The following is a 22,455-nucleotide window of genomic DNA, read 5'->3' on the forward strand; positions in this document are numbered from 1 at the left end:
CACTATGAATACCTTGCAACCACGAACAAAGGTAAAAGGAATAACACCATGAAAAAAATACACCGAATTGCAGCCAGTGTGGCCGTTGCGTTAATGTCAGCAACCGTACTCAGTGGCTGCGAAAACAGTACCGGCAGTGCTGAAGTTGTTCGCGCGGGAAGCTATCAGGCGACAGAACACGGCCTGCTTGTTTTGCCTGCTCAGGGGCAGGCTAAAGCCGTGCGCTTACAAGTATTTGATGAAGGAATCATCCGCGTCACGGCGCTGCCACACGACGATTTCAGTCGGATTGCAGAGAGCCTGATGGTGACTGCCTCTGCTGGAAATACCCCTTACGACATAAAAGAATCAGCCGGTACTGTGACTCTGTCTACGCAGGCGATGACAGCCTCAGTATCGCTGACAGACGGCAATCTGGTGGTAAAAAACCGTGCCGGAGAGGTATTGCTGAAGAGTGTGAACAGCGGTGAATTTGCGCCGGTGACCGCCGACCCTGCCGGTGCCGGAAAGTACAATTTTGCTATTCACCAGCAGTGGAATACCGGCTCAGATGAGGGCTTTTACGGGTTAGGGCAGCATCAGGATGGCCGGATTAATCATGCCGGAGATAATGTAGAGTTGAGCACCCATAACCTGCAAATCTCGATTCCCTTTGTTGTCTCTACCAAACATTACGGGATTTTATGGGATAACGCCGCCATTACCCGGTTCGGCAATCCGGTGGAATCAGCGCCGCTGAACGCAGGCTTTGCGCTTTATGATGAAGACGGCAACGCCGGGGGATTAACCGCTTATTACTACGATAAAGACAAATTGCTGCTTAAACGCACAGAAGCTGATCTTGATTATCAGTTTCTTGCTCACAACACCACCCGGGAAATACCATTTCCTGCAGAGCTTGGTGATGTCAGCCAGCCCCGGATAGTGTGGAAAGGGCAGATAAGCGCGAAGCAGAGCGGACTTCACAAGTTCCGTATGTACTCGAGTGGCTATGCCAAACTGACTATAAACGGTGAAAAGCTGCTGGACCGGTGGCGGATGAACTGGAATCCCTGGTTTCACAATACTGAAATGATGCTCACCGCCGGTGAAAAGGTGAACATTGAAGTCGACTGGGATTCGCAGGGCGGATACTTCCGCCTGTTACACAATAATCCTCAATCTAAGGCCGACGAGAACAGCCTGTCGCTGGCATCAGAAACCGGCAAGTCGCTGGACTATTACATCGTAGCCGGTGACGACACCGACGAGGTAATAAGTGGGTATCGCAAACTTACTGGCAAAGCCGTCATGTTACCAAAATGGGCCTATGGATTCTGGCAAAGTCGTGAGCGATACAAAACGCAGGATGAACTGTTAGGAGCGCTGAAAACCTACCGTGAAAAACAGATCCCCATCGATAATATTGTGCTCGACTGGTCTTACTGGTCGGAAGATGCCTGGGGAAGTCATAAGTTCGATTTGGCCCGTTTCCCCGATCCTAAAGGCATGATAGATGAAGTTCATGCACTAAACGCCAATATTATGATTTCCGTCTGGCCGAAATTTTACAGCACAACCGGCAATTACAAAGAGCTGGATGCCAAAGGCTACATGCTGAATAAGAACGTGGATCAGGAGGGCAATCTGGACTGGATTGGCAAGGGGTATCTGAACGGGTTTTACGACCCTTACCCTGAAGAATCACAGGAAATTTTCTGGCGGCAACTGGACGAAAATCTGAATGTGCTGGGCATAGATGCCTGGTGGCTGGACGCGTCCGAGCCGGACATCCATTCGAACCTGTCGTATACCAAACGAAAAGAAATAATGACGCCGCTGGCGATAGGTTCAGGTGCTGAATATTTTAACTCCTATGCGCTGGCAAACGCCGAAGGCGTGTATGAAGGTGAGCGGCAATCAGACCCTGACAAGCGCAGTTTTATTCTTACCCGCAGCGGATTCGGCGGTATTCAGCGCACGGGCAGTGCCATCTGGAGCGGAGACACTGTGCCGCGGTGGTCAAATCTTAAAGAGCAGATTGCAGCTGGTGTGGGTACAGGATTGTCCGGTATGCCGAACTGGACCATGGATATCGGTGGCTTCACACCGGAAGATCACTACCGGTACAACGGCGATGTGGTTGTGGGTCACTACAGTGAAATGGCTGAACAGTATCAGCAGGAATGGCAGGAGCTGAATATGCGCTGGTTCCAGTTCGGCGCATTTGTGCCGCTGTTCCGCTCCCATGGTCAAAACCCTTTCAGGGAAGTTTTCAATCTGGCCGATGAAGGATCGGAAGTGTATAACGCACTGATTTCCACCATCGAATTACGCTACCGCCTGATGCCTTATATTTATTCGCAGGCAGGGGACATGTTCCATAAAGATGGTACGTTAATGCGCGGTCTGGTGATGGATTTCCCTGAAGATGAAAAAGCGCAGGATATCGATGATGCCTATATGTTCGGGCCGGCCATTCTGGTGAACCCTGTGTATGAGTACAAGGCGCGGGAACGGGATGTTTATCTGCCCGCAGGTGTGAGCTGGTACGACTTTTATTCCGGTGAAACGTATCAGGGAGGGCAAACGGTTACGGCGAGTGCGCCGTTAACGCAAATGCCGCTATACGTAAAAGCTGGATCAATTATTCCGGCGGGTGAAGCCATTCAGTATGTTTACGATAAGCCGGATGGCGCCTATACCATAAACGTGTTTACCGGTGCTGACGGCGAATTTGAGCTCTATCACGACGACGGCAAGTCATACGATTACGAGAACGGTGCGTATTCGTACACCCGTATTGAGTATGATGACAGTGAAGGTAAGCTCACCATCGGCAAACGTGAAGGGCATTTTGATAGTATGGTCACTTCCCGTACCTGGCATGTCAGGTTTATTTCCGAAGGTGAAACACTATTGAATTACGAAGCGAAGCCGGACGTCACTGTCACTTATTCCGGTGATGCCCTTACTGTAGAACGGACGAATTAACCATGCGGACGTTAATTTGTCTTAGCGGGGTACTGCTCCTTTGCGCCTGTGCGGCGCAAAGGAGTGTTGACGAAGCACCCGAAGAACTCACCTTTTCGTTATCCGATTTGCAGATAAAAAACGGCGGTGAGAGCGTGGCGGTATCCGGCCTTTCCACTGAAATCCCCGGAGTGACCGTTACACAGGAAAGCAGTCATCCGGCCGGACAACCGGTGAGCAGGCTCGAGTTTAATGAAGCCTGGCAGGGGCGGGCTTATTTAAAAGTGAACAGCCCGGTTAACCTGAATCAGTTACCTGAACCGGCAGCCTTGACGTTTGATTTAAGGGTAGACGATGTCAGCAAGGCCGGATTGCAAGTGGGCATAGATTGCGGTGAAAACTGCCACTATGTCGTCGATTTATGGCCTGATGCAGTAGAATGGCAAGGTGCAGGATGGCAGCACGTTAGCATCCCGGTTAAGTGTTTTTCCGGCAAATTTGCCGACTTTTCAAAAGTTAGCGAGCCTTTCAGATTATTCTTTTACGGTTCCGGTGATATTGCGGTGTCAGGGGTAAACATTACCGCGAAAGAGCCGGGAAATATCCTGTGTCCGGATCAGGATACCCAAAGTATTACGCCGGCCCCGCTGCGGGCATTCTGGGCTGATGACTGGTGGATGAAGCGCCATCACCAGAAACTGGCAGAAAAGCAGACGGTCTGGCCAGAGGTTGTGCTGATTGGTGACTCAATTACCCATGGCTGGGAAGACAAGGGCGCACCGGTTTGGAAAGCGTATTTTCCGGATGTCCCCACGTTAAATCTGGGGTTTGGCGGCGACAGAACAGAAAATGTGCTTTGGCGCATTGAACAGGGTGAATTAGACGGCCTGTCTCCGGCCATCACGGTTGTGATGATCGGCACGAACAATACAGGCCACCGGATGGATCCGCCGGAACACATTGCCAGTGGGGTAAGTCACATTATTGACCGGATAAAGCAGAAAATGCCGGACAGTGCTGTATTACTCACCGGCATATTTCCCAGGGGAGAAAATGCCATGTCTCCCGAACGGATTAATAATGAGAAAACAAATGGTCTTCTGGCACATCTTGCTAAAGAAAAAGGCGTTCATTATACCAATATAAACAATGTTTTTTTGAGCGAAGACGATATATTGAGTAAAGCTATTATGCCCGATTTACTCCACCCGAATGAAGCCGGATACCGGCTTTGGGCACAGGCGCTTGTTCCCTGGTTTTCTGCGCTGAAAAAGAAGGATTTGAACTACGCCCGCTGAAAAGCGGGCGTTTTGCTTTATTGCGCTTTGAACCATTTAGCAATGACCTGACGTTCTTCGTCTGTCATGCCGGTTTTATTCATAAAGGGCATGTCTTTACTCACGGCTGAGCGCTGATAAATTTGCGGCGCATAACGCTTAATATCCTGCCAGCTGTCAAATTTCACTCCCAGTGGCGCAACCTTGAAAATATCATCTGCAGGGCTTGCGGCATGGCAACTGGTACAATGCGTGGCAATAAGCGCCTGAACGGCTTTGTCATCAGCAGACAGTGCCGTCTGGTCAACCTGTGGCGCTGAAGCCGCTGCCCTGTTTTCCTGCTGGCTGACGGGCATAGATACCCAAATTGCCAGTAACAACATGCCCGCCGCACCGGATACCAGAATAGACGGCTTTTTAATGTCCTGATGTTTCAAATTAAAAAAGTGTCGTATCCAGGCAGACAGGGCCATGATGGCAATGAGTACCAGCCAGTTTTGCGGATGCTGATATGTCATCGGATAGTGGTTACTGATCATAATGAACAGCAACGGTAGCGTCAGGTAGTTGTTGTGCACAGAGCGTAATTTTGCGCTGGCGCCCCAGGCAGGGTCGATTTCACCTTTTGCTGCCACCGCTGCAACCATTTTTCGTTGATTGGGCATGATGTTTAAAAATACATTTGCCACCATGATGGTGCCCACCAGTGCGCCTACATGAATATAAGCGCCCCGGCCACTGAACAGCTGGGTGGTCAGCCAGCTGGCAAAGCAAATCATCATGATAAGAAACAGTGCAAACAGTTTGGGCGATTTAGCCAGCGGACTGCGGCATGCCAGTTCATACAGGGCCAGCCCGCCAAAAATGATCCCGAGGCCCGACAAAATTGCCGTTTGCGGACTCAGTGCATTTACTGACGGATCGATAAGATAGGCAGACGCGCCGAAGTAATAAACGATGATTAGCAGGGCAAAGCCACTTAACCAGGTAGTATAGGCTTCCCATTTAAACCAGTGTAATGTCGCAGGCATGCTTTCAGGGCCATAGGCATATTTAGCGACTTCATAAAAGCCGCCGCCATGTATCGCCCAGAGATCGCCCTTAATACCTTTTTCCTGCTTCCATTCAGGTGGTGTGCGCAAACTGTTATCTAACCAGATAAAATAAAACGATGCGCCAATCCAGGCAACGCCTGCAATCACGTGAAACCAGCGGACAAAAAGGGATAACCAGTCGAGTCCTTCCATACTTATCTCTCCTCTTTGCGGTATTGCGCAGTGCCGGCAACCCGTGTTTCTATTATCATCCGGTCATCACCGAGCATGGACAGTGCAAACAGCACCTCTTCTGCGGTATCACGGTCATGTAACCGGTGGGACGTCAATTCATCAAAGGCGGGGTCGACAATAATAAAATCGGCGAAAGTGCCGGGGTTTAAATTGCCAATTTCGTGCTGAAGTTTATGTGCCACGGCTGCACCTTGGGTCATCAGGTATAAACCGGTTAAAGGGCACAATGCCTGTTGCTGCATCTGACACACTTTGTAGGCTTCACCGTAGGTTCTGAACAGGTTAAAGGTTGTGCCTGCGCCCACATCAGTGGCCAGGGTAACGGGGACTTTCAAGCTCTTCGCTTTTTGATAATCAAACAAGCCACTGCCCAAAAACAGGTTCGACGTGGGGCAGAAGGCGATAGTCGCCCGCGCGTCTGCCATGCGTTGCCATTCCTGCTCTGTCAGGTGAAGACAATGTCCGAACACGCTGCGCTCACGCACCAGACCATAATGGTCATATACGTCCAGATAGCCGTTACGTTCGGGAAACAGTTGTTGTACCCACTGAATTTCTTTCTGATTTTCAGACAAATGGGTCTGAATAAATACGTCGGTGTATTCATCGGCCAGTGAACCGAGTAAAGACAATTGCTCACGGCTGCTGGTGGGCGCAAATCTGGGGGTGATCGCGTACAGATTACGCCCTTTATTGTGCCAGGATGAAATCAGTTGCTGTGATGCTTCATACGCTTGCTGAGGCGAATCGGCGAGGCCGGCAGGACTGTTCTGATCCATGCACACCTTACCGGTTACCATCGCCATATTTTTTGTTGATGCTGCAGCAAAAAGGGCATCAACGGAACCAGCGTGCACGGTGGGGTAAACTAAGCCGGTTGTTGTCCCGTTTTTTAAAAGCTGACGCAAAAATACTTCCGCCATCGCGGATGCATAGTCGGGGTCGGAGAACTTCTTTTCGGTGGGAAAGGTGTAATTTTCCAGCCACGTGAGCAACTGTTCGCCATAACAGGCCAGCATTTCTGTTTGCGGAAAGTGCAGATGGCTGTCGATAAGACCCGGCATGATCCAGTGATTTTTGTGATCGTGCAATGTGGCATCGGGGTAGTCGGACATTACATCGGCAAAGTTACCAATAGCCAGGATCCGCTCGTCTCGAACCGCCAGAGCGCCGTCGGGGTAGCACACCGCATCCTGTTGCGGTGAATCTGTTTGCAGCGGGAAATGCAGTATCTTCGCACGGAATAGTTGAATCGTATTACTCACTAACTACCCCGGTAACTGCTGAAGCCGAAGGGTGAAATGAGCAGAGGTACATGATAATGACCGCCACTTTCCTGCATGGTAAAAGCAATATCGACAAACGGGTAAAAGCTTTCGCCGTGTTGTTCCGTCAGGTAATCCCGGCAGTGAAACCGTAATGAGTAAGTCCCCTGAGGGAAATCTGCGTCACCCCAGCTTTTACAGCGACCGTCGCTGTCAGTCATGCCATTAACCTGTTTTCCGTCGGGAAAAGTCAGTGTCAGTGGTAACTGGCTTACGGGTTTACCTGATGTGGTGTCCAGAACATGACTGGATAAAGAAATCATAACCGTTCCTTAACTGTTAATCGCTTTGCTGATACGCAGGCAGGTAATTTTAATCTGCTCTGCTGCGGCATGTTTAAGCTCTTCTTCCGTGCTGTTGTTCAGCCTGTTTACCAGCGCCTCCAGCATAGTTGTTGCCGGCAGACCTGAGGCACAAATAATAAAAATAAAGCCGTGCCTGGCCAGATACGCTTCGTTTTTTTCTTTCAGCGCATAAAGGGTGGCATCGTCAGCGTCAGCCGTGCCGCTTTGTTCTCCGGCAGCTAAAGCGCGGGTGCTGGCATATTTGCTGCGTAATGAATTAATGTCACCAATCATGGGGTGGGCGGCAAATGCCTGCAACAAATCGTCCTTTTCCATGGTTTCCCAGACTGCCTTCCCGTGATTTTGTATATCGGCCACATCACAATAAGGGCGTTTGTCCGTCATCATGGATGCCCATTTTTCTGCTGCACAGGTTTGTGAAAACCAGCGCATGGCGTCCTGCCAGGGCAGGGCGTTTAGCGTGTTTACGTTCATGCTGATACGTTATCCTTGTTATCGTTTTCCAGCGTACGGCTTTGTGTGACGTCAGGTGCAACGGGAGCCGGCCGGCTATGCAGGCGTTCAATAATCTGGGCGCTGACCGACACAGCAACTTCTATGGGCGTTTTGCCCGGAATAGCCAGGTTACCTACCGGTGAAACAAAATGGTTATCTGCAGCTTCGCCAAGTCCGCGATGGGCGAGTTTGGTACGAAAGCGTCTGGCTTTTGTGTCAGATCCAATCATGCCCACATAAGGAAATTGATTTATCTTAAGCGCTGTTTCTGCCAGTAAATAATCCAGCTGATGATCGTGAGTAAGAATAAGCAGCCAGCTTTGGGCCGGAAGAAGTGGGATTTCACCTTCTGGCTGGGGATCGCAGACTGTCGTCACATTTGGCGGTACATCCAGTTCATCAAAGGCATCCGGGCGGCTGTCTATCCACTTAATATTCAGAGGCAGTTGTGCCAGAACAGGGATCAGCGCCTGAGCGACATGTCCGGCACCGAAAATGGCCAGTGTCTGACAATGGCTGACGTTGATTTCAAACAGCACCTTAACGGCTCCGCCACAGCATTGCCCTAATTTACTTGAAAGCGGGTAGGATTCGATATGTTGTTGTGACTGGCCGGTGGCTAAAAAAGTACGGGCTTTTTTTACCGCATCAAATTCCAGATGACCACCGCCGATGGTATCGAACTGACGGTCGCCGGTAACCACCATTTTCGCGCCTTGTTCTCTTGGCACAGAACCCGCCACCGTGAGTACGGTGATCAGTACATAGCCCTGCGCATGCCGGTGGCACCAGCTTACGGCATCAAACCAGTTACGGGGATGTCTCATATTAATGTCTCCGCTTCAGCCTGCTGCAAATCAGTAATGGCATTGAGCACATTTTCCGGGGTAGCAGGCACCGGCAGAACAGGGTCAACGGTGTAATCACTGAGTGATGAAATGGCATCTTTCAACGCACACCACACGGATATTGCCAGCATAAAGGGGGGCTCGCCCACCGCTTTTGAATGATAAATACTGTCTTCGTCGTTAGGACGGTCGAATAAATCCACGTTCATCACCGGCGGTGTATCACCAATGGCAGGGATTTTGTAGGTCGCCATATTATTCGACAGCAATCTACCTTTTTTATCCCATTTCAGGTCTTCCGATGTCAGCCAGCCCATGCCCTGAATAAAGCCGCCTTCGATCTGGCCTTTGTCGATAGCCGGATTCAGACTGGCGCCCACATCATGAAGAATATCTACGCGGTCCACTTTGTATTCTCCGGTGAGGGTATCAACGGAGACTTCTGATGCGGCAACACCATAAGCAAAATAAAAGAAAGGACGACCGGAACCTGTGGCGCGGTCGTAGAAAATTTTAGGAGTTTTGTAATAGCCCGTTGAAGACAGAGAAACCCGGCCAATGTAAGCCGCCTGAATGAGCTCTGAAAATGCAATACGTTCATCACCCAGTATCAGGTGCCCGTCGGCGAACACCGCCTCTTCTGCAGGCAGACCCTTTTGTTTCCCCCAAAAGGTAACAAGTCTGGCTTTTAATTCAAGACAGGCATTTTGCACGGCTTTACCGTTCAAATCGGTGCCCGATGATGCGGCAGTAGGTGAGGTATTCGGCACCTTATCAGTGCGTGTAGCGGTAACTTCAATATCTGCGAGGTCGATGCCAAACTCATGGGCTGCGATCTGGGCAATTTTGGTGTGAAGTCCCTGACCCATTTCCGTACCGCCATGATTAACCTGTACGCTGCCATCGGTATAAATATGCACCAGCGCACCGGCCTGATTCAGGTGTTTGGCTGTAAACGAAATACCAAATTTTACCGGCGTCAGAGCCAGCCCTTTTTTAATTACCGGACTGGACTGATTAAAACTGGTAATAGTTTCTCTGCGCTGCCAGTATTCGCAGGATGTTTCCAGTTGGCCAATCATTTCCGGTAGCAGATTATCGCCAATATCCATGCCGTAAGGGGTGATATTACCCGTCGCTTTGGCATAGAGGTTACGCTTGCGGATAGTGAGCGGGTCTTCTTTTAAGGTTCTGGCGATGCCATCTATCATGGCTTCGGCCACAATCATGCCCTGAGGACCGCCAAATCCCCGGTAAGCGGTATGGGATACATAAGAAGTTTTCAGGCGGTGACCAACAACATGACTGTCACCTAAAAAATAGCCGTTATCCACATGAAACATGGCGCGGTCGACAATGGCATCAGACAAATCAGCACTGTAACCGCAGTTGCCGTTAACAGTGATATCTGCGCCCTGAATAATGCCGGCTTCATCAAAACCGGTCTGCCAGTGGTTTTCAAAGGGGTGGCGTTTGCCGGTGACACTCATGTCCTGTGAACGGGGCAGGCGGCATTTCACTGCGCGCTGATTGCGCTGCGCAAAAATAGCGGCGATGCACGCCCATTGTGCGGCCTGGCTTTCTTTACCACCAAAACCGCCACCCATTCTGCGCATATCAACCGTCACCCTGTGAAGCTTTACACCCAGCACTTCTGCCACCAGTTTTTGCACTTCGCTTGGATGCTGGCTGGAGGTGTAAATCATCATGCGATCTTCTTCTTCCGGCACGGCCAGTGAGACCTGACCTTCCAGATACATGTGTTCCTGACCACCAATGTTCAGGCTGCCGGACACTTTGTAAGGTGAAGCGTTAACCGTATGGATGGCGTCCGGGTTACCGAAAGCATGGGTAGGGCGCACAAAGGACTGTTTCCCGAGAGCTTCATCCACTGACAGCACAGCAGATCCCGGCTTCACAGTAATGGTGCCCTTAAGTGCTGCACGCCGGGCTAGCTCCGTGGTTGTGGCTAATACTGCAAAAACAGGCTGGCCGTGAAACAGGATTTGCTTGTCTGCAAGCACAGGGTCGCCGTCAAATACCGGCGCGATATCAGTATGTCCGGGTACATCGCTGACGGTAATAACATCAATAACACCTTCACTGTCACGGACGGCCTGTAAATCAATATGTTCAATTTCACCGGCAGTGCAGTTGCTTACGCCGATGGCCGCGTACGCGGTGTTGGCCGGTTCGGGCATATCGTCAACATACCTTGCCTGACCGCTTACCTGACGTTCTGCACTTTCATGCGCTTTGTTTTTACCTAACGGACTGGATGCCGGTGCCTGACGGGCGTCTGCAACAGCCGGGGTTTGAATGAGTTTACGCATGATGTACCACCCGCGTCGGAATAAGGTTGTCCTGCTGATTCTCCAGCCAGAACCGGTGCCATAAATTGCCCAAGACCTGCTTTCTGTATGCTGCCGTAGCGCGTACATCATCAATAGGATTAAAAGCGTGCGTCAGAAGATTTTTCCCCTCTGACAGTGTTTGTGCGTTGCGCCAGGGCTTACCCACCAGAGACGCAGCTAAAGCGGTACACTCCACAGGTGTGGCTGCCACACCACCGAATCCGCTGGCAACAGAGGTGATCACACCATCGCTGATCCCCACGTTAAATACGGCAAGCACGGCGGAAATATCATCTTCCATCCGCTTCGAGATTTTATACGCAGCCAGATGCTGGTCCGGCTGAGGTAAGGGGATATGAATGGCGCTGATCCATTCATTGCTTTGCAGTGCAGTTTGGCGGTAGCCGGTAAAAAAAGCGTTTGCCGGAATGCTGCGGGTTTCGCTGCCATTATCCGCTACAATATCAGCGTTCAGCGCCAGCAGCAGTGGCGGTGTATCGCCGATGGGGGAAGCGTTAGCAACGTTTCCGCCCATGGTTGCCTGATTACGCACAGGCAGAGAAGCAAAACGGGTGAATAATTCCTCTAATGCCGGATAGTGGCTCACCAGCGTTTTCATTGCCCGGGACAAAGGCACAGCCGCGCCGATAATGATATGCGATTCGGTAACGTCAACCTCCTGCAGGCAACGCATCTGACTTAAACTGATGAGTGTTTTGAAAGACTGATGCTTTTGCGTGATCTCAAGGGCCAGGTCGGTACTGCCGGCAACCAGCGTTGCATCCGGGTTGCCGGCAATGGCTTTTTTCAATGCTTCGCGGCTGTCAGGCATAAGTAACTGACTGTCCTCTGTGACGTCTTCCCGGCTAAGCGCATATAACCTGGCAAGGGTTGTTGCCTGTTGTGCATCGAACTTGTCTGCGGTTTTATTTGAACAGGCATCAATGGTGGCATCAATAATGGGACGGTAACCTGTACACCGGCAAAGATTTCCGGATAAGGCGTCTATCACATTTTCCCGTTCGGGAGCATTATCAGAATGGTAAAAAGCAAAGGCCGACATCACAAAACCCGGCGTGCAGAAGCCGCACTGGGAACCATTATGTTTCACTATCGCAGTCTGAACAGGATGCTGTGCTTGCAAAGAGGCCAAATCTTCTACGGTGATAAGCTGTTTTCCGTGCAGCGAAGACATCAGCGCTATACAGCTGTTGATGGTGGTGTAGTTAAGGCTGTTACCATCGTCTGAAGGACTGGCAACCACTACCGTACAGGCGCCGCAGTCGCCGGCTGCACAGCCTTCTTTTGTCCCCGTTTTTCGTTGCTGTTCCCTAAGGTAATTCAGCACCGTCATATTCGGGTTGCTCACCTGCAATTCGACAGGTTCATTGTTCAACAGAAAACGGACCATACCGAACTCCATGTAGATTTCAAAATGCTTGAATGCATTACTATATCTGTATTCTAAATTAAAAAGTAGACCATATGGTCAGATTTTTGTGTTAAAAAAAGGCCATTGCGAGTGGCGTGTATTTTTGCGGTGCAATTTGCACGATTTTGTGCACTTTTATAGTGCGTGCCAACAAAGTTGGTTGTTCTTTAGTCAGCGTATCGCCAGCGGCTAAAAATCAGGTTCTGTTAACAAACTGCTGTTCAGAAGCTGTTTAAAAAATGAGTACGCAGCATTTAACTCACCCTTACAAAGCCCGTCTGACCTTTGTTTTAAAAATCGCTGCAAGATGTATGCGCAATGTTTTATACGCGCAAGAATATTCTATAAATGAAAAATTTATCACTGATTTAAGCAACTGTGGCACTATGACTGAATAGTCAGGTTTGACCATTTCAAAAGGAACAAAAAGGCGTCATGACTCAAGCATCAAAAGTGGATGCCAGTGTGGGAGCCCGTAACAGGGCGATCATTCTGGCAGCAGCAGAGAAAGCATTTGCTGCTCAGGGATTCAGAGGGACATCTGTTCAGCAGGTAGCAGATAAAGCAGGACTCCCTAAAACCAATGTTTTGTATTACTTCAAGTCCAAGCAGGAACTTTATCTGGCAGTCCTCAAGGAAACCATGTCGTTATGGAATTCCAGTTTCGATAAAGCCACTGCAGATGATGATCCTGCGCAAATGCTGGCAGATTACATTGCCGAAAAAATGGAGTTATCGAGAACACACCCGCTGGCTTCGAAGATTTTTGCCATGGAAATTATCAATGGTGCGCCAAACCTGAATCACTATTTTGATGATGAACACAGCGACTGGATGGCCGGTCGTGTGGCTATTTTGAAAGCCTGGACAGAGCAGGGGAAAATGCAGGCCATTGACCCCCATTATCTGCTTTTCAATATCTGGGCAAGCACCCAGCACTACGCTGACTTTTCAACGCAAATTACCCGTCTTCGCGGCGCGAAAATGAAAAAAGCAGATTTTGAAGAAGCCACCAGACATCTGGTAACCGTTACGTTAACCGGTTGTGGTTTAACGGTACCGGAAAAATACAGGATTGTGACAGCATGAGTGATGTTAGCAACAGTTATCCCCGTGATCTGAAAGGCTATGGTACCAATCCTCCTGATCCACAGTGGCCGGGTAAAGCCAGAATTGCAGTACAGTTTGTCCTGAATTACGAAGAAGGTGGTGAAAACTGCGTGCTTCACGGTGATGCCCATTCAGAAATTTTTCTGTCAGAAATTGTCGGTGCGCAGCCGTATCCTGACCGCCACATGAGTATGGAATCTATTTATGAATACGGCAGCCGGGCGGGTTTCTGGCGTCTGCACCGGTTGCTGACAGAGAAAGCGGTACCGGTCACTGTATTTGGCGTAACGATGGCAATGGAGCGTCATCCGGAAGCGGTTGAGGCAATGCTGAATGCCGGTTGGGAAATCGCCAGTCATGCCATGCGCTGGATTCATTTTCAGGATATGGATATTGATACCGAGCGGGCGCAAATTGAAGAAGCGGTAAACCTGCATGAAAAACTCACCGGCAAAAAACCTGCAGGCTGGTATACAGGCCGCACCAGCCCCAACACGTTAAAGCTGATTGCAGAGCGGGATGATATTCTCTACTGCGCAGATTCTTATGCGGATGATTTGCCCTACTACGATACCCAAAACGGTGCGCCGCTGCTGATGGTGCCTTACACGCTGGATACCAACGATATGCGGTTTGCCACGCCGCAGGGATTTAACAGTGGTCAGCAGTTCTTTGAATATTTGAAAGATGCTTTTGATGTTCTCTACGAAGAAGGCGCCAGCCAGCCTAAAATGCTGTCCATCGGCTTGCATTGCCGTATCGTGGGTCGTCCGGCCCGTATGGCAGCTTTGAAGCGGTTTATTGAATACGTGCAAAGTCACGACAAGGTATGGCTGGCAACGCGGGAAGAGATTGCAAAACACTGGCAAACACACTTTCCGTACCGCGGAGATTAAAGTGTTGTGACTGCATAACGGCGTCTTACCGCTTCAGTCTGTAACGCCGTTATCTGTTTGATTCAGTCTGACCGGAAAACAAATCTCAAATTTGGCTCCCATACCCGGAGAGCTTTCCACTTTTATTGTCCCCTGAAGAGCATTGGTGACAAGATTGTAAATAATATGGGCGCCAAGCCCGCTGCCGCCAGCACCCAGTTTGGTGGTGAAGAAAGGCTCAAAGATGCGCTTTAACTGCTCTTCATTCATACCACAGCCGTTATCACTGTAAATCAGCTCAATGGTGCTTCCAATTTGTCTGGCATGCAGTGTAATCATGCCCTTTTCATTAGATGAAAAGGCGTGGGTGAGGGAGTTCATAATGAGATTTGTCAGAATTTGTGCGATGGCACCGGGTCTGGTCTCACTGACAATATTTTCTGCGCAACCGGATACGATTTCATGACCGGACTTTTTGATCTGCGGCTGTAACGAGGTGAGGACTTCATTGAGATACTGGTCAAGTTCAATGGTTCTCACTGAATCCTGGTTGTGGTCCATAGAGATGTTTTTGAAGCTTTTTACCAGGTTTGCTGCACGGGATAGATTCAGTGACGTGGCAAGGCTGCCTTCCTGCGCTTCTTTGATAAACCGTTGCATGAAGGTTTTGGTCACCTTGTTGCTGTCAAAACGCTGTTCAAGTTCTGCGAGGAGGTGTTCAACATGACTGATTGCCGTTACCGATATGCCAAGGGGCGTATTAATTTCATGAGATACGCCGGCGACCAGGCTGCCTAACGATGCCATTTTCTCCTGTTCAAGCATCTGTTTTTGTGAAAATTTCAGTTCTGACAGTGTGTCTTCAAGAGACTGATTCGTATTCTCCAGCTCTTTCGTTCTGGCAGATATCTGGGCTTTAGCCTGGCTCAGCCTTCGATTCGACAAATAGATGTAAAAGATGACAGAGCAGGCCAGTAGAGTGGCAGGCAGCGCCCACATAACAATGGTCAGGGTATCGGTGCCGATCTCAACGTTCACACGCAGCCATTTATTCTTTATCGCTTCCCGTTCCTGCATATCCATCGCAGCAATGGCTTTATTCAGCATGCTGACAAATTCAGGCCAGTCACTTCTTACGCCAATGACTATTTCGTCTGCATAACCAGTGGCTCCGGTTATTGCAAAGCTTTGATTTTCGCTGTCAGCCGCTGCTGCACTGATCACCGCAAGATTGCCCAGTACAGCATCAATCTTACCGGCTGAGAGCGCAGAGAACGCCTGACCAGTTGTTTTAAAGCGTCTGAATGTGAGGTCTGCGTGCTCTTTTTCCAGCTTCTCTGCGAGATGGTTATTCGTAATGCCTACTTCTTTTCCGGCAAGTTGCCACAGATTGTTTACCGGCGGTTGACTGGTGCTGGTGGCTATGACCACAGGAAAAAGCAAGTACGGATCGGTATAAAGGATATCTGTGGCAGGCTGCAGAGGTTTAATCAGAGCCGGCATGATGTCCAGAGACTTTTCTTTCAGACGCTGCTCTGCCGGCACACCAGTTTTAGTTATGGTCAGTTCTGCCGGTATTCCTAACTGGCGAGTAAAATGTCGGATGAAATCTGCACTTAAACCACTGAAGTCTCCGGTTTTGTTAAGGAAGCTTAACGGCCGGGTTTTAAAGTCATCGCCTAACCTTATGGTGTCTTTGGTTTTTAACCAGTCACGCTCTTCTCTTGTCAGGCTGATTTGCTTTACGGCATAAAATGAATCGTTGGAGTTTTCTCTCAGCCATTTATAAATCAGCGCACTGCGCGTACTGGCTGGCATTGTGGCGAGGGCTTTATTCACAACCTGCATAAACGGTGCGGCCTCAGGACCGGCAGCCATATGAAGTTCCGCATGGCCATTTTCAGTCAGAAGACCATTCACTTTAATATTGGAGATAAAATGTTTGTCCAGATACCAGGCGACAGATGCATAATTGCTGACTAGCAGATCCGCTTGTCCTGAGGAAACAGCCATAATGGCTGCCTCTAAATCCGGCACTTCGATAATGCGAAGTTCAGGGAACAGGGATACACGGGCCGCAAGGACTTCATCGTCTTCAGGTACTGCCAGTGTGCGGTTTCCGGTATCCTGCAGACGACTTATTTGCGCTGTATTTGGTCTTGAAAAAAAATACTGCGATAAAGACAAATAACTGTCGGACAGCAGCAGACTATCGGGCCGGGTATCTTTTGGATTTATCACCGGCATCACATGGATTTGCCCCTTAGCGGTAGCCCCTTAGCGGTAGCCTCTTTGAGGTATTCGGCGCTGTCACTGCGGATTATATTAATTTGCGAACCTGTCTGGCTGGCCACATAGCGCAGCAACTCAATGGCAAAACCTGTGCTGTTGTTGCTTTCATCTGTGTAATTGAATGGCACATTGTTGGTTTCACCTGCAACGTTTATCACCGGATTTGCCGTTAACCATGCTTTTTCCTGGTCAGTCAGCCGGAGCGGTTCTGAAACGGCATCTGTGTTCAGGATCTCGCTGATGGTAAAATCGTGGCTGATCAGGCGCGGGTTTCTGATCAGTGAGCGACCGTCAAAATGAATACCGTCCGGTTGCAGTTGAAAAAAGGGCAGGTAACGGGTGAGATCATCCGGTGTCGCTGTAATCATTAAAGAATCAAATTCAATTCTCTGGCTGTCAAAATCCACTCCATTAAGATAATCATGCAACATCACCACTGCCCAGGCGCCATCCATAAAGTGACCACCTATACTGACCACTATCTGGCCTGATTCGAGATAGTCAGCCGTTGGTGTATCCCAGTCGACACCGCCGACTGCCGGCGGGTCAGCGATCCCCATTTCAGCTATTTTATCCGCCACGCCTTTTGCCATAAGATCACTGGCACACCAAACTTCCGTAATATTAGGGTCATTCAGCCACGCTTCTTCAAATATCCGGCCTGCTTCTTCGTCACTCCAGTAAGCATATTCTTTTTGGACGCGGGTGATTTCTGAATGTCTGGCAACGTATGCATCTAATCCACTCAGGCGGCGGGAGGACGATGCATCAACAGGGTCACCACCAATGGCGAGTATCCGGTGGGTATCGCGTTTGCGATGGAGGTGTGTATGCCGGGTAAGAGCACTTGTTAATCGCTCGCCAATGGAATAGTCGTCGGCCGTAATACTGCCAATCCAATACCGGAACTGCTTGCGGGGCTTAAGGGTTGTATCCTGCATGCGGTTATTAATTAAAATTGAAGGTACTTTGTGTGCTTCAGCCAGAGTTAACACGTCTTTTTCGGCACCAGTCCACACTTGGAATATCAGACCGTCTACATTGCTGTTGAGGGCTTTCTCAGCTTGCTCACGCATTTTATCAGCCGACAGAGCGTAGGGATAAATGGCAAGCTCAATTCCCAGATCAGTAGCGGCCCGCCTGCTTATACTGGCAACTCTGTTCCAGAACGGGGTGCTGTCAGGGATGAGTAAAGCGATTCTCAGAGGGGCGAGGTCGATGTTGTTTGCAGAAGGCGCAATCTTTGCATCCTGTGCCGGTGCAAAGAATGGTAAACAGATCAGAAATAATAAAAAAGACGGAATAAAAAACGGTATGTATTCACATTTGATGAATGTACCTGCTCCCGGATTTTTGCACTGCACGATTAATCCTGTCTGTTTGACTTGTATCCCTGTTGCTAACTTTTAAACATAGTTCTACTTATCAAAAATTAAAAGTTTATTTAGATAAGGTTTAATTAAAAGCTGACAGTACTTCTATTTCATCAAGGAAAATGTATGTTTAAAACTCGCAGTCTGGTCACCTTACTTCTCACTCTTCCTCTGGTAACCAGTTCCATGGCAGCGGGTATTACCCGTTTTGCCTCTGCATCGCCGGATGCGCCTTTCTCTGTTGCCACTCAGGTGGGCAACACCGTGTATCTGTCCGGTCAGCTCCCTTTGGATAAACAAGGAAAAATGGCCGATAACATGACGGCGCAGGCCCACCAGGTCATGGATAATGTTAAGTCGGCGGCAGCGGTTGCCGGCCTGACGATGAATGATATTTTTAAATGCACGGTAATGATTGACGACATCAATCAATGGGGAGACTTTAACAAGGTATACGTCACCTACTTTGAAAAAGGCAAGTTACCTGCGCGCAGCGCTTTCGGCGCTGACGGTCTGGCGATGGGAGCTATGCTGGAAGTGGAATGTATGGGCTACAAGCACATGGAATAAACGCGTTGCCCGCGACGGTGGGCTGAGAACACAAAGGAGTCCGCAGAGGGACTCCTTTTTCTTTTATTTCAAATCAAAGATGTATCTGAGCAGGAAAACCAGCGCGAGAATATAGGTTATTTTACTCACTTCTTTGTATCTGCCACTGCCGGCCATGGTGACCACATAGGTAATGAATCCCAATGCAATACCTTCTGAAATACTGAATGTTAGCGGCATTGCCAGCAAGGCTACGGAAGCGGTTGCCAAAGCGCCGAGATCATCGAAATCAAGCTGGCGGATGGAATCCATCATCAGGATCCCCACCATGATGAGTGCCGGTGTCGTTGCCATGAGAGGGATGACTTTCATCAGCGGAGTCAGGAATAACGCTAACAGAAAACACAGTGCAGTAACGATGGCAGTTAAACCTGTCCGGCCTCCTGCGGAAACACCCGCAGCCGACTCCACATAACTGGTGACCGGTGATGTACCCAGTGCTGCACCGGCTACACTGGCGGTCGCATCAGCGGTCATCGCACTGCCAATTTTAGGCAATTTGCCTTTTTCATCCAGCAGATTTGCACGTCGGGACACGCCGATGAGGGTGCCGATAGTGTCGAACATGTTTACAAACATTAATGCAAAAATCAGGTCCCAGGTTTCACCAAAATGTTCGATGGGATACCAGATATCCATAGCAAAGAAAGTATCGTCAATAGGATCCGGCATGCCAAAGAAAGCATCGGGATGGTTGGTGAGATAACCGTCACCGGACGGGATGAACGCACCGGCAACGGAAAGAATAATGATAGAGAGCAGAATGCCCCCTGTAACATTACGCATTACTACCACGATGGTCAGAAGAATACCGGCAAAAGCAAGTAGTACAGCAGGATCGGATAAATCTCCTAAGCTGACGAACGTCGCCGGATTATCCACCACCAGACCGGCATTTTTTAATCCGATAAAAGCGATAAACAGACCGATACCGCACTGCACGCCGACTTTCAGTGAGGGCGGCACAGCCTCTGCAACCTTCGTCCGGACGCCGGTCAAGGTGAGCAGAAGGAACAAGATGCCGTTCCAGAATACGATACCCAACGCCGCTTCCCAGGGGACATCACGACCCATACAAATGGTAAAAGTAAAAAACGCATTCAGGCCCATGCCGGGAGCCAGTGCCACCGGGTAATTTGTCATGGCAGCCATCAGCAAACTACCCACGCACGCGGCGAGGGCGGTAACAGTAATAAGGCCTTCTACGGGCATACCGCTCAGCCCCAGAATGCCCGGGTTTACGACCAGAATATAAGACATCGCAGCAAAGGTTGTTAAACCGGCGATGACTTCGGTTTTAACATTTGTACCATGTGCCTGCAGCTTAAACAGGCGTTCTAATAAAGCGTGTGACATGGGGTCTCCCCGGATTATTCTATTTATGCGTATTATCTGAAGCCGGATAAAGCAAAATCCTGACCACTTAGTCAGAAATGGTTCGTTTTGTGCTTGCTTTTCAGCTTGATACAGTAGTGCAGTCCGGCCAGTGATTGATTTGCCGGAAGTTTATGGAAGGCGGTGCCGGAAAGGAGCAGGCATTTCATAAACTTAAGGGGCGGGATTGTAGCAAATTTTCAGTTGTTACAGATACAATACTGTCACGACAAAAGGTGAAGTTGCACCACGAGTGCAATAGTGTGTTATTTTGGTGCAAACCGCTAAGAAAAAATACTCCGTGCATTGCCGTTATGCCAACGGAGAGGAAAATCCATTATGTCGCTAAAAACGTTAATCCGTGCACTGCCTAAAGCAGAACTGCATTTACATATCGAAGGTACATTGTCACCGTCTCTGATGTGGGAGCTGGCACAACGCCATGGCGTAGAATTGCCGTATCAGTCTGTTGCGGATATCGAAGCTGCTTATCAGTTTTCAGACTTACAGAGCTTTCTTGACTTGTATTACGCCGGTGCGGATGTGCTGCGTACTGAGGACGATTTCTATCAACTGATGATGGCATACCTGCTGAAATGTAAGGAAGAAAACATTGTTCACGCTGAGATCATGTTTGATCCGCAAACTCACACGGAACGTCATGTATCTTACCGGACATTTATGACGGGTTTCCTGAAAGCCATCAGGGAGGCGCAGGAAGGCTGGGGAATGAGTGTGAAACTTATCCTCTCATTTTTACGCCATCTGAGTGAAGAGTCGGCCATTCAGACATTGCAGGATGCCGAGCCCTGGTACGACAATATTGATGCTGTGGGTCTGGACAGTTCGGAACTGGGACATCCTCCTGAAAAATTTGAACGGGTTTTCAGTCAGGCCCGCTCCCTTGGTTTTAAAGTCGTTGCCCACGCCGGTGAAGAAGGGCCGCCTGAGTATATCTGGCAAGCTATCAATCTGCTCAATATCGACAGGATTGATCACGGTGTGCGGTGCAGCGAAGATGACGAGCTGCTGGCGCTCATCAAACACAGGCAAATCCCCCTGACAGTTTGTCCGCTGAGTAACCTGAAACTGTGTGTCATAGATGATATGGCGAAGCACAATATTCTGTCGTTACTGGAAGAAGGACTGCTGGTAACAGTGAATTCTGATGACCCTACGTATTTCGGTGGTTTCATGAATGAGAACTTTGACGCACTGGAATCTGCACTGGGGATGAATGAAGAGCAGTTACGTAAGCTGGTGAAAAACAGTTTTACGGCCAGTTTCCTGTCTGAGGAAGAAAAACTTCACTGGCATAATACAGTGGATGCAGTGCAGTAGCACGACAGCGGGATCAACAATCAAAAACGGCGCAGTAATGACTGCGCCGTTTTTCATTTTATTGCCTGACGTTCAGGTTTAGCGGGCCGTTTATTCTCCCGGGATGTGTTTCTGATATTTATCCCAGTTTTCAACCAACTCATTTATCACTGTACTGCCAGCAAGATAGGCCGCTTCCAGCGACGGTACCATTGCCGCATAGCCGCCGTTTTCACGTTCCATCGCCAGGTTCTCTGCGGCGGTCAGTCCTTCCGGCTGCATAGTGAAGTTACTTGCCGTGCGCAACACCATAAAACGGTTCTTGTCGGCTTTACCCGCACGGTCCAGATAAATCATCGACTGGTAACTGCCAGTATCTTCCATACCGGAAGTCATGAAGTTGCCTTCACCACGGGTCCATAATGATACCCAGTCGTTAGCCCAGTCATTCAGCAGTTTACCATGCCAGAAAGTGGAAGCCGCCAGATGATCACCGATCATGACTTTTGGCGTGGTCCGCGCGTTGGGATAGTTTTTATAACGTGCACGCAATTCAGCCATGGCTTCAGTGTCCATGAGTTTCAACGATTTCGTCATATTGAATGCCCATTCACTTAAACCGGTATTCAGCTTGTACATTTCGCCGTTAACAGCCGGGCGGCCAGCATCGGTTTGCGGGCCGTTAGCGAATAAGGGAAAATAGCCTGAAGGCCAGTCAGCGGATATTTCTCTGGCATCAATTTCATGGGCAAGATCACCATCCACCAGATGGCGTGTCCAGACTGCGGATCCGATTGTACCGTCCTGCGGATCCATACCGGCAATACCGGCAACCAGCCAGTAGGCTTCGGTTAAGTCAAAACGGGGGTCCAGCCCCAGTGCCATAATGGCTGCAGAAGCACGTGCTGTGCCCATACCTGTTACGATGGCAAGCACACCTTTATCTTCATTGGCGTAGATGTCGTGGAAAGACTGGGGGAAAGGAAAACGGGTATCCAGGCCATAACGTTCTTTCCACATTTGAAATTCACCGGCTTTGTCACCTTCGTCTTCACCGATTTCAAACATCGTAACGACCACGGCTTTTACCTTTAACGGGGCAGCAGCGTGGCTGAGGGTGGTAAGACTGAGCAGGCAGAAACCAAGGATGGCTGACACAGTATTTTTCACAAATAACTCCTTGTTGATGCAGCAATCGCCTCAGAATAAATTGAAGGTACTGCAC

Annotated in this window: 17 protein-coding genes; 6 read left to right on the forward strand and 11 right to left on the reverse strand. The window is 49.5% G+C overall.

The features are described 5' to 3' along the window. The first annotated feature begins 48 nt into the window (after positions 1–48). Positions 49–2,973 (forward strand): glycoside hydrolase family 31 protein, encoded by a 2,925-nt coding sequence (locus ACXAH4_RS09225; protein WP_474881613.1) that lies wholly within the window; start codon positions 49–51, stop codon positions 2,971–2,973. Between the two features lie 2 nt (positions 2,974–2,975). Continuing rightward, on the forward strand, positions 2,976–4,250 hold the full coding sequence (locus ACXAH4_RS09230) for a GDSL-type esterase/lipase family protein (protein ID WP_474881614.1): 1,275 nt from the start codon (positions 2,976–2,978) through the stop codon (positions 4,248–4,250). A 17-nt stretch (positions 4,251–4,267) separates the two neighbouring features. Here ACXAH4_RS09230 and ACXAH4_RS09235 read toward each other — a convergent pair whose 3' ends face one another. The 7 genes from ACXAH4_RS09235 to xdhA are packed head-to-tail and all read right to left on the reverse strand — an operon-like array spanning position 4,268 to position 12,256. Next, positions 4,268–5,476, reverse strand: a complete 1,209-nt coding sequence (locus ACXAH4_RS09235; protein ID WP_474881616.1) for a urate hydroxylase PuuD — start codon at positions 5,474–5,476, stop codon at positions 4,268–4,270. Between the two features lie 2 nt (positions 5,477–5,478). Continuing rightward, entirely contained in the window at positions 5,479–6,771 is a 1,293-nt protein-coding gene (gene guaD, locus ACXAH4_RS09240; RefSeq protein ID WP_474881776.1) for a guanine deaminase, read from the reverse strand. Positions 6,772–6,782: 11 nt separating this feature from the next. Continuing rightward, a complete protein-coding gene (gene uraH, locus ACXAH4_RS09245) occupies positions 6,783–7,106 on the reverse strand; it encodes a hydroxyisourate hydrolase (protein WP_474881617.1) in 324 nt (107 codons plus the stop codon). 9 nt (positions 7,107–7,115) lie between these two features. Next, a complete protein-coding gene (gene uraD / locus ACXAH4_RS09250) occupies positions 7,116–7,622 on the reverse strand; it encodes a 2-oxo-4-hydroxy-4-carboxy-5-ureidoimidazoline decarboxylase (RefSeq protein ID WP_474881619.1) in 507 nt (168 codons plus the stop codon). Beyond that, positions 7,619–8,470, reverse strand: a complete 852-nt coding sequence (xdhC, locus tag ACXAH4_RS09255) for a xanthine dehydrogenase accessory protein XdhC (protein WP_474881621.1) — start codon at positions 8,468–8,470, stop codon at positions 7,619–7,621. Before xdhC ends, uraD begins: the two co-directional genes overlap by 4 nt. Beyond that, entirely contained in the window at positions 8,467–10,824 is a 2,358-nt protein-coding gene (gene xdhB / locus ACXAH4_RS09260; RefSeq protein WP_474881623.1) for a xanthine dehydrogenase molybdopterin binding subunit, read from the reverse strand. Before xdhB ends, xdhC begins: the two co-directional genes overlap by 4 nt. After that, the gene (gene xdhA / locus ACXAH4_RS09265) at positions 10,817–12,256 is read right to left on the reverse strand and encodes a xanthine dehydrogenase small subunit (protein WP_474881624.1); all 1,440 of its coding nucleotides are present in this window, start codon (positions 12,254–12,256) and stop codon (positions 10,817–10,819) included. Before xdhA ends, xdhB begins: the two co-directional genes overlap by 8 nt. Before the next feature lie 456 nt (positions 12,257–12,712). Here xdhA and ACXAH4_RS09270 point away from each other — a divergent pair, with 456 nt between their 5' ends. Both ACXAH4_RS09270 and puuE read left to right on the forward strand, forming a co-directional pair. Beyond that, positions 12,713–13,366 carry a TetR family transcriptional regulator C-terminal domain-containing protein gene (locus ACXAH4_RS09270; protein ID WP_119501618.1) on the forward strand — a complete coding sequence of 218 codons (654 nt, stop codon included), beginning with the start codon at positions 12,713–12,715 and terminating at the stop codon, positions 13,364–13,366. Then, on the forward strand, positions 13,363–14,283 hold the full coding sequence (puuE, locus tag ACXAH4_RS09275; RefSeq protein WP_474881626.1) for an allantoinase PuuE: 921 nt from the start codon (positions 13,363–13,365) through the stop codon (positions 14,281–14,283). The genes ACXAH4_RS09270 and puuE overlap by 4 nt, the downstream gene beginning before the upstream one ends. 33 nt (positions 14,284–14,316) lie before the next feature. On the opposite strand, the gene ACXAH4_RS09280 is transcribed toward puuE, so the two are convergent. Both ACXAH4_RS09280 and ACXAH4_RS09285 read right to left on the reverse strand, forming a co-directional pair. Then, the gene (locus ACXAH4_RS09280) at positions 14,317–16,503 is read right to left on the reverse strand and encodes an ATP-binding protein (protein WP_474881628.1); all 2,187 of its coding nucleotides are present in this window, start codon (positions 16,501–16,503) and stop codon (positions 14,317–14,319) included. Positions 16,504–16,508: 5 nt separating this feature from the next. Continuing rightward, positions 16,509–17,918 carry an ABC transporter substrate-binding protein gene (locus ACXAH4_RS09285; protein WP_474881630.1) on the reverse strand — a complete coding sequence of 470 codons (1,410 nt, stop codon included), beginning with the start codon at positions 17,916–17,918 and terminating at the stop codon, positions 16,509–16,511. Between the two features lie 135 nt (positions 17,919–18,053). On the opposite strand from ACXAH4_RS09285, the gene ACXAH4_RS09290 reads away from it, so the two are divergent. Then, positions 18,054–18,497 carry a RidA family protein gene (locus tag ACXAH4_RS09290; protein WP_474844402.1) on the forward strand — a complete coding sequence of 148 codons (444 nt, stop codon included), beginning with the start codon at positions 18,054–18,056 and terminating at the stop codon, positions 18,495–18,497. A gap of 63 nt (positions 18,498–18,560) precedes the next feature. Here the strand turns inward: ACXAH4_RS09290 and ACXAH4_RS09295 are convergent, their stop codons facing one another. Then, on the reverse strand, positions 18,561–19,892 hold the full coding sequence (locus ACXAH4_RS09295) for an NCS2 family permease (protein ID WP_474844401.1): 1,332 nt from the start codon (positions 19,890–19,892) through the stop codon (positions 18,561–18,563). A 357-nt stretch (positions 19,893–20,249) separates the two neighbouring features. Here ACXAH4_RS09295 and ACXAH4_RS09300 point away from each other — a divergent pair, with 357 nt between their 5' ends. Further along, positions 20,250–21,251, forward strand: a complete 1,002-nt coding sequence (locus tag ACXAH4_RS09300) for an adenosine deaminase (protein ID WP_474881632.1) — start codon at positions 20,250–20,252, stop codon at positions 21,249–21,251. A 90-nt stretch (positions 21,252–21,341) separates the two neighbouring features. Here the strand turns inward: ACXAH4_RS09300 and ACXAH4_RS09305 are convergent, their stop codons facing one another. Beyond that, on the reverse strand, positions 21,342–22,400 hold the full coding sequence (locus ACXAH4_RS09305; RefSeq protein ID WP_474844399.1) for a purine nucleoside permease: 1,059 nt from the start codon (positions 22,398–22,400) through the stop codon (positions 21,342–21,344). Between the last annotated feature and the right edge of the window lie 55 nt (positions 22,401–22,455).

It is taken from the genome of Alteromonas sp. ABV2_168 (assembly GCF_056161165.1).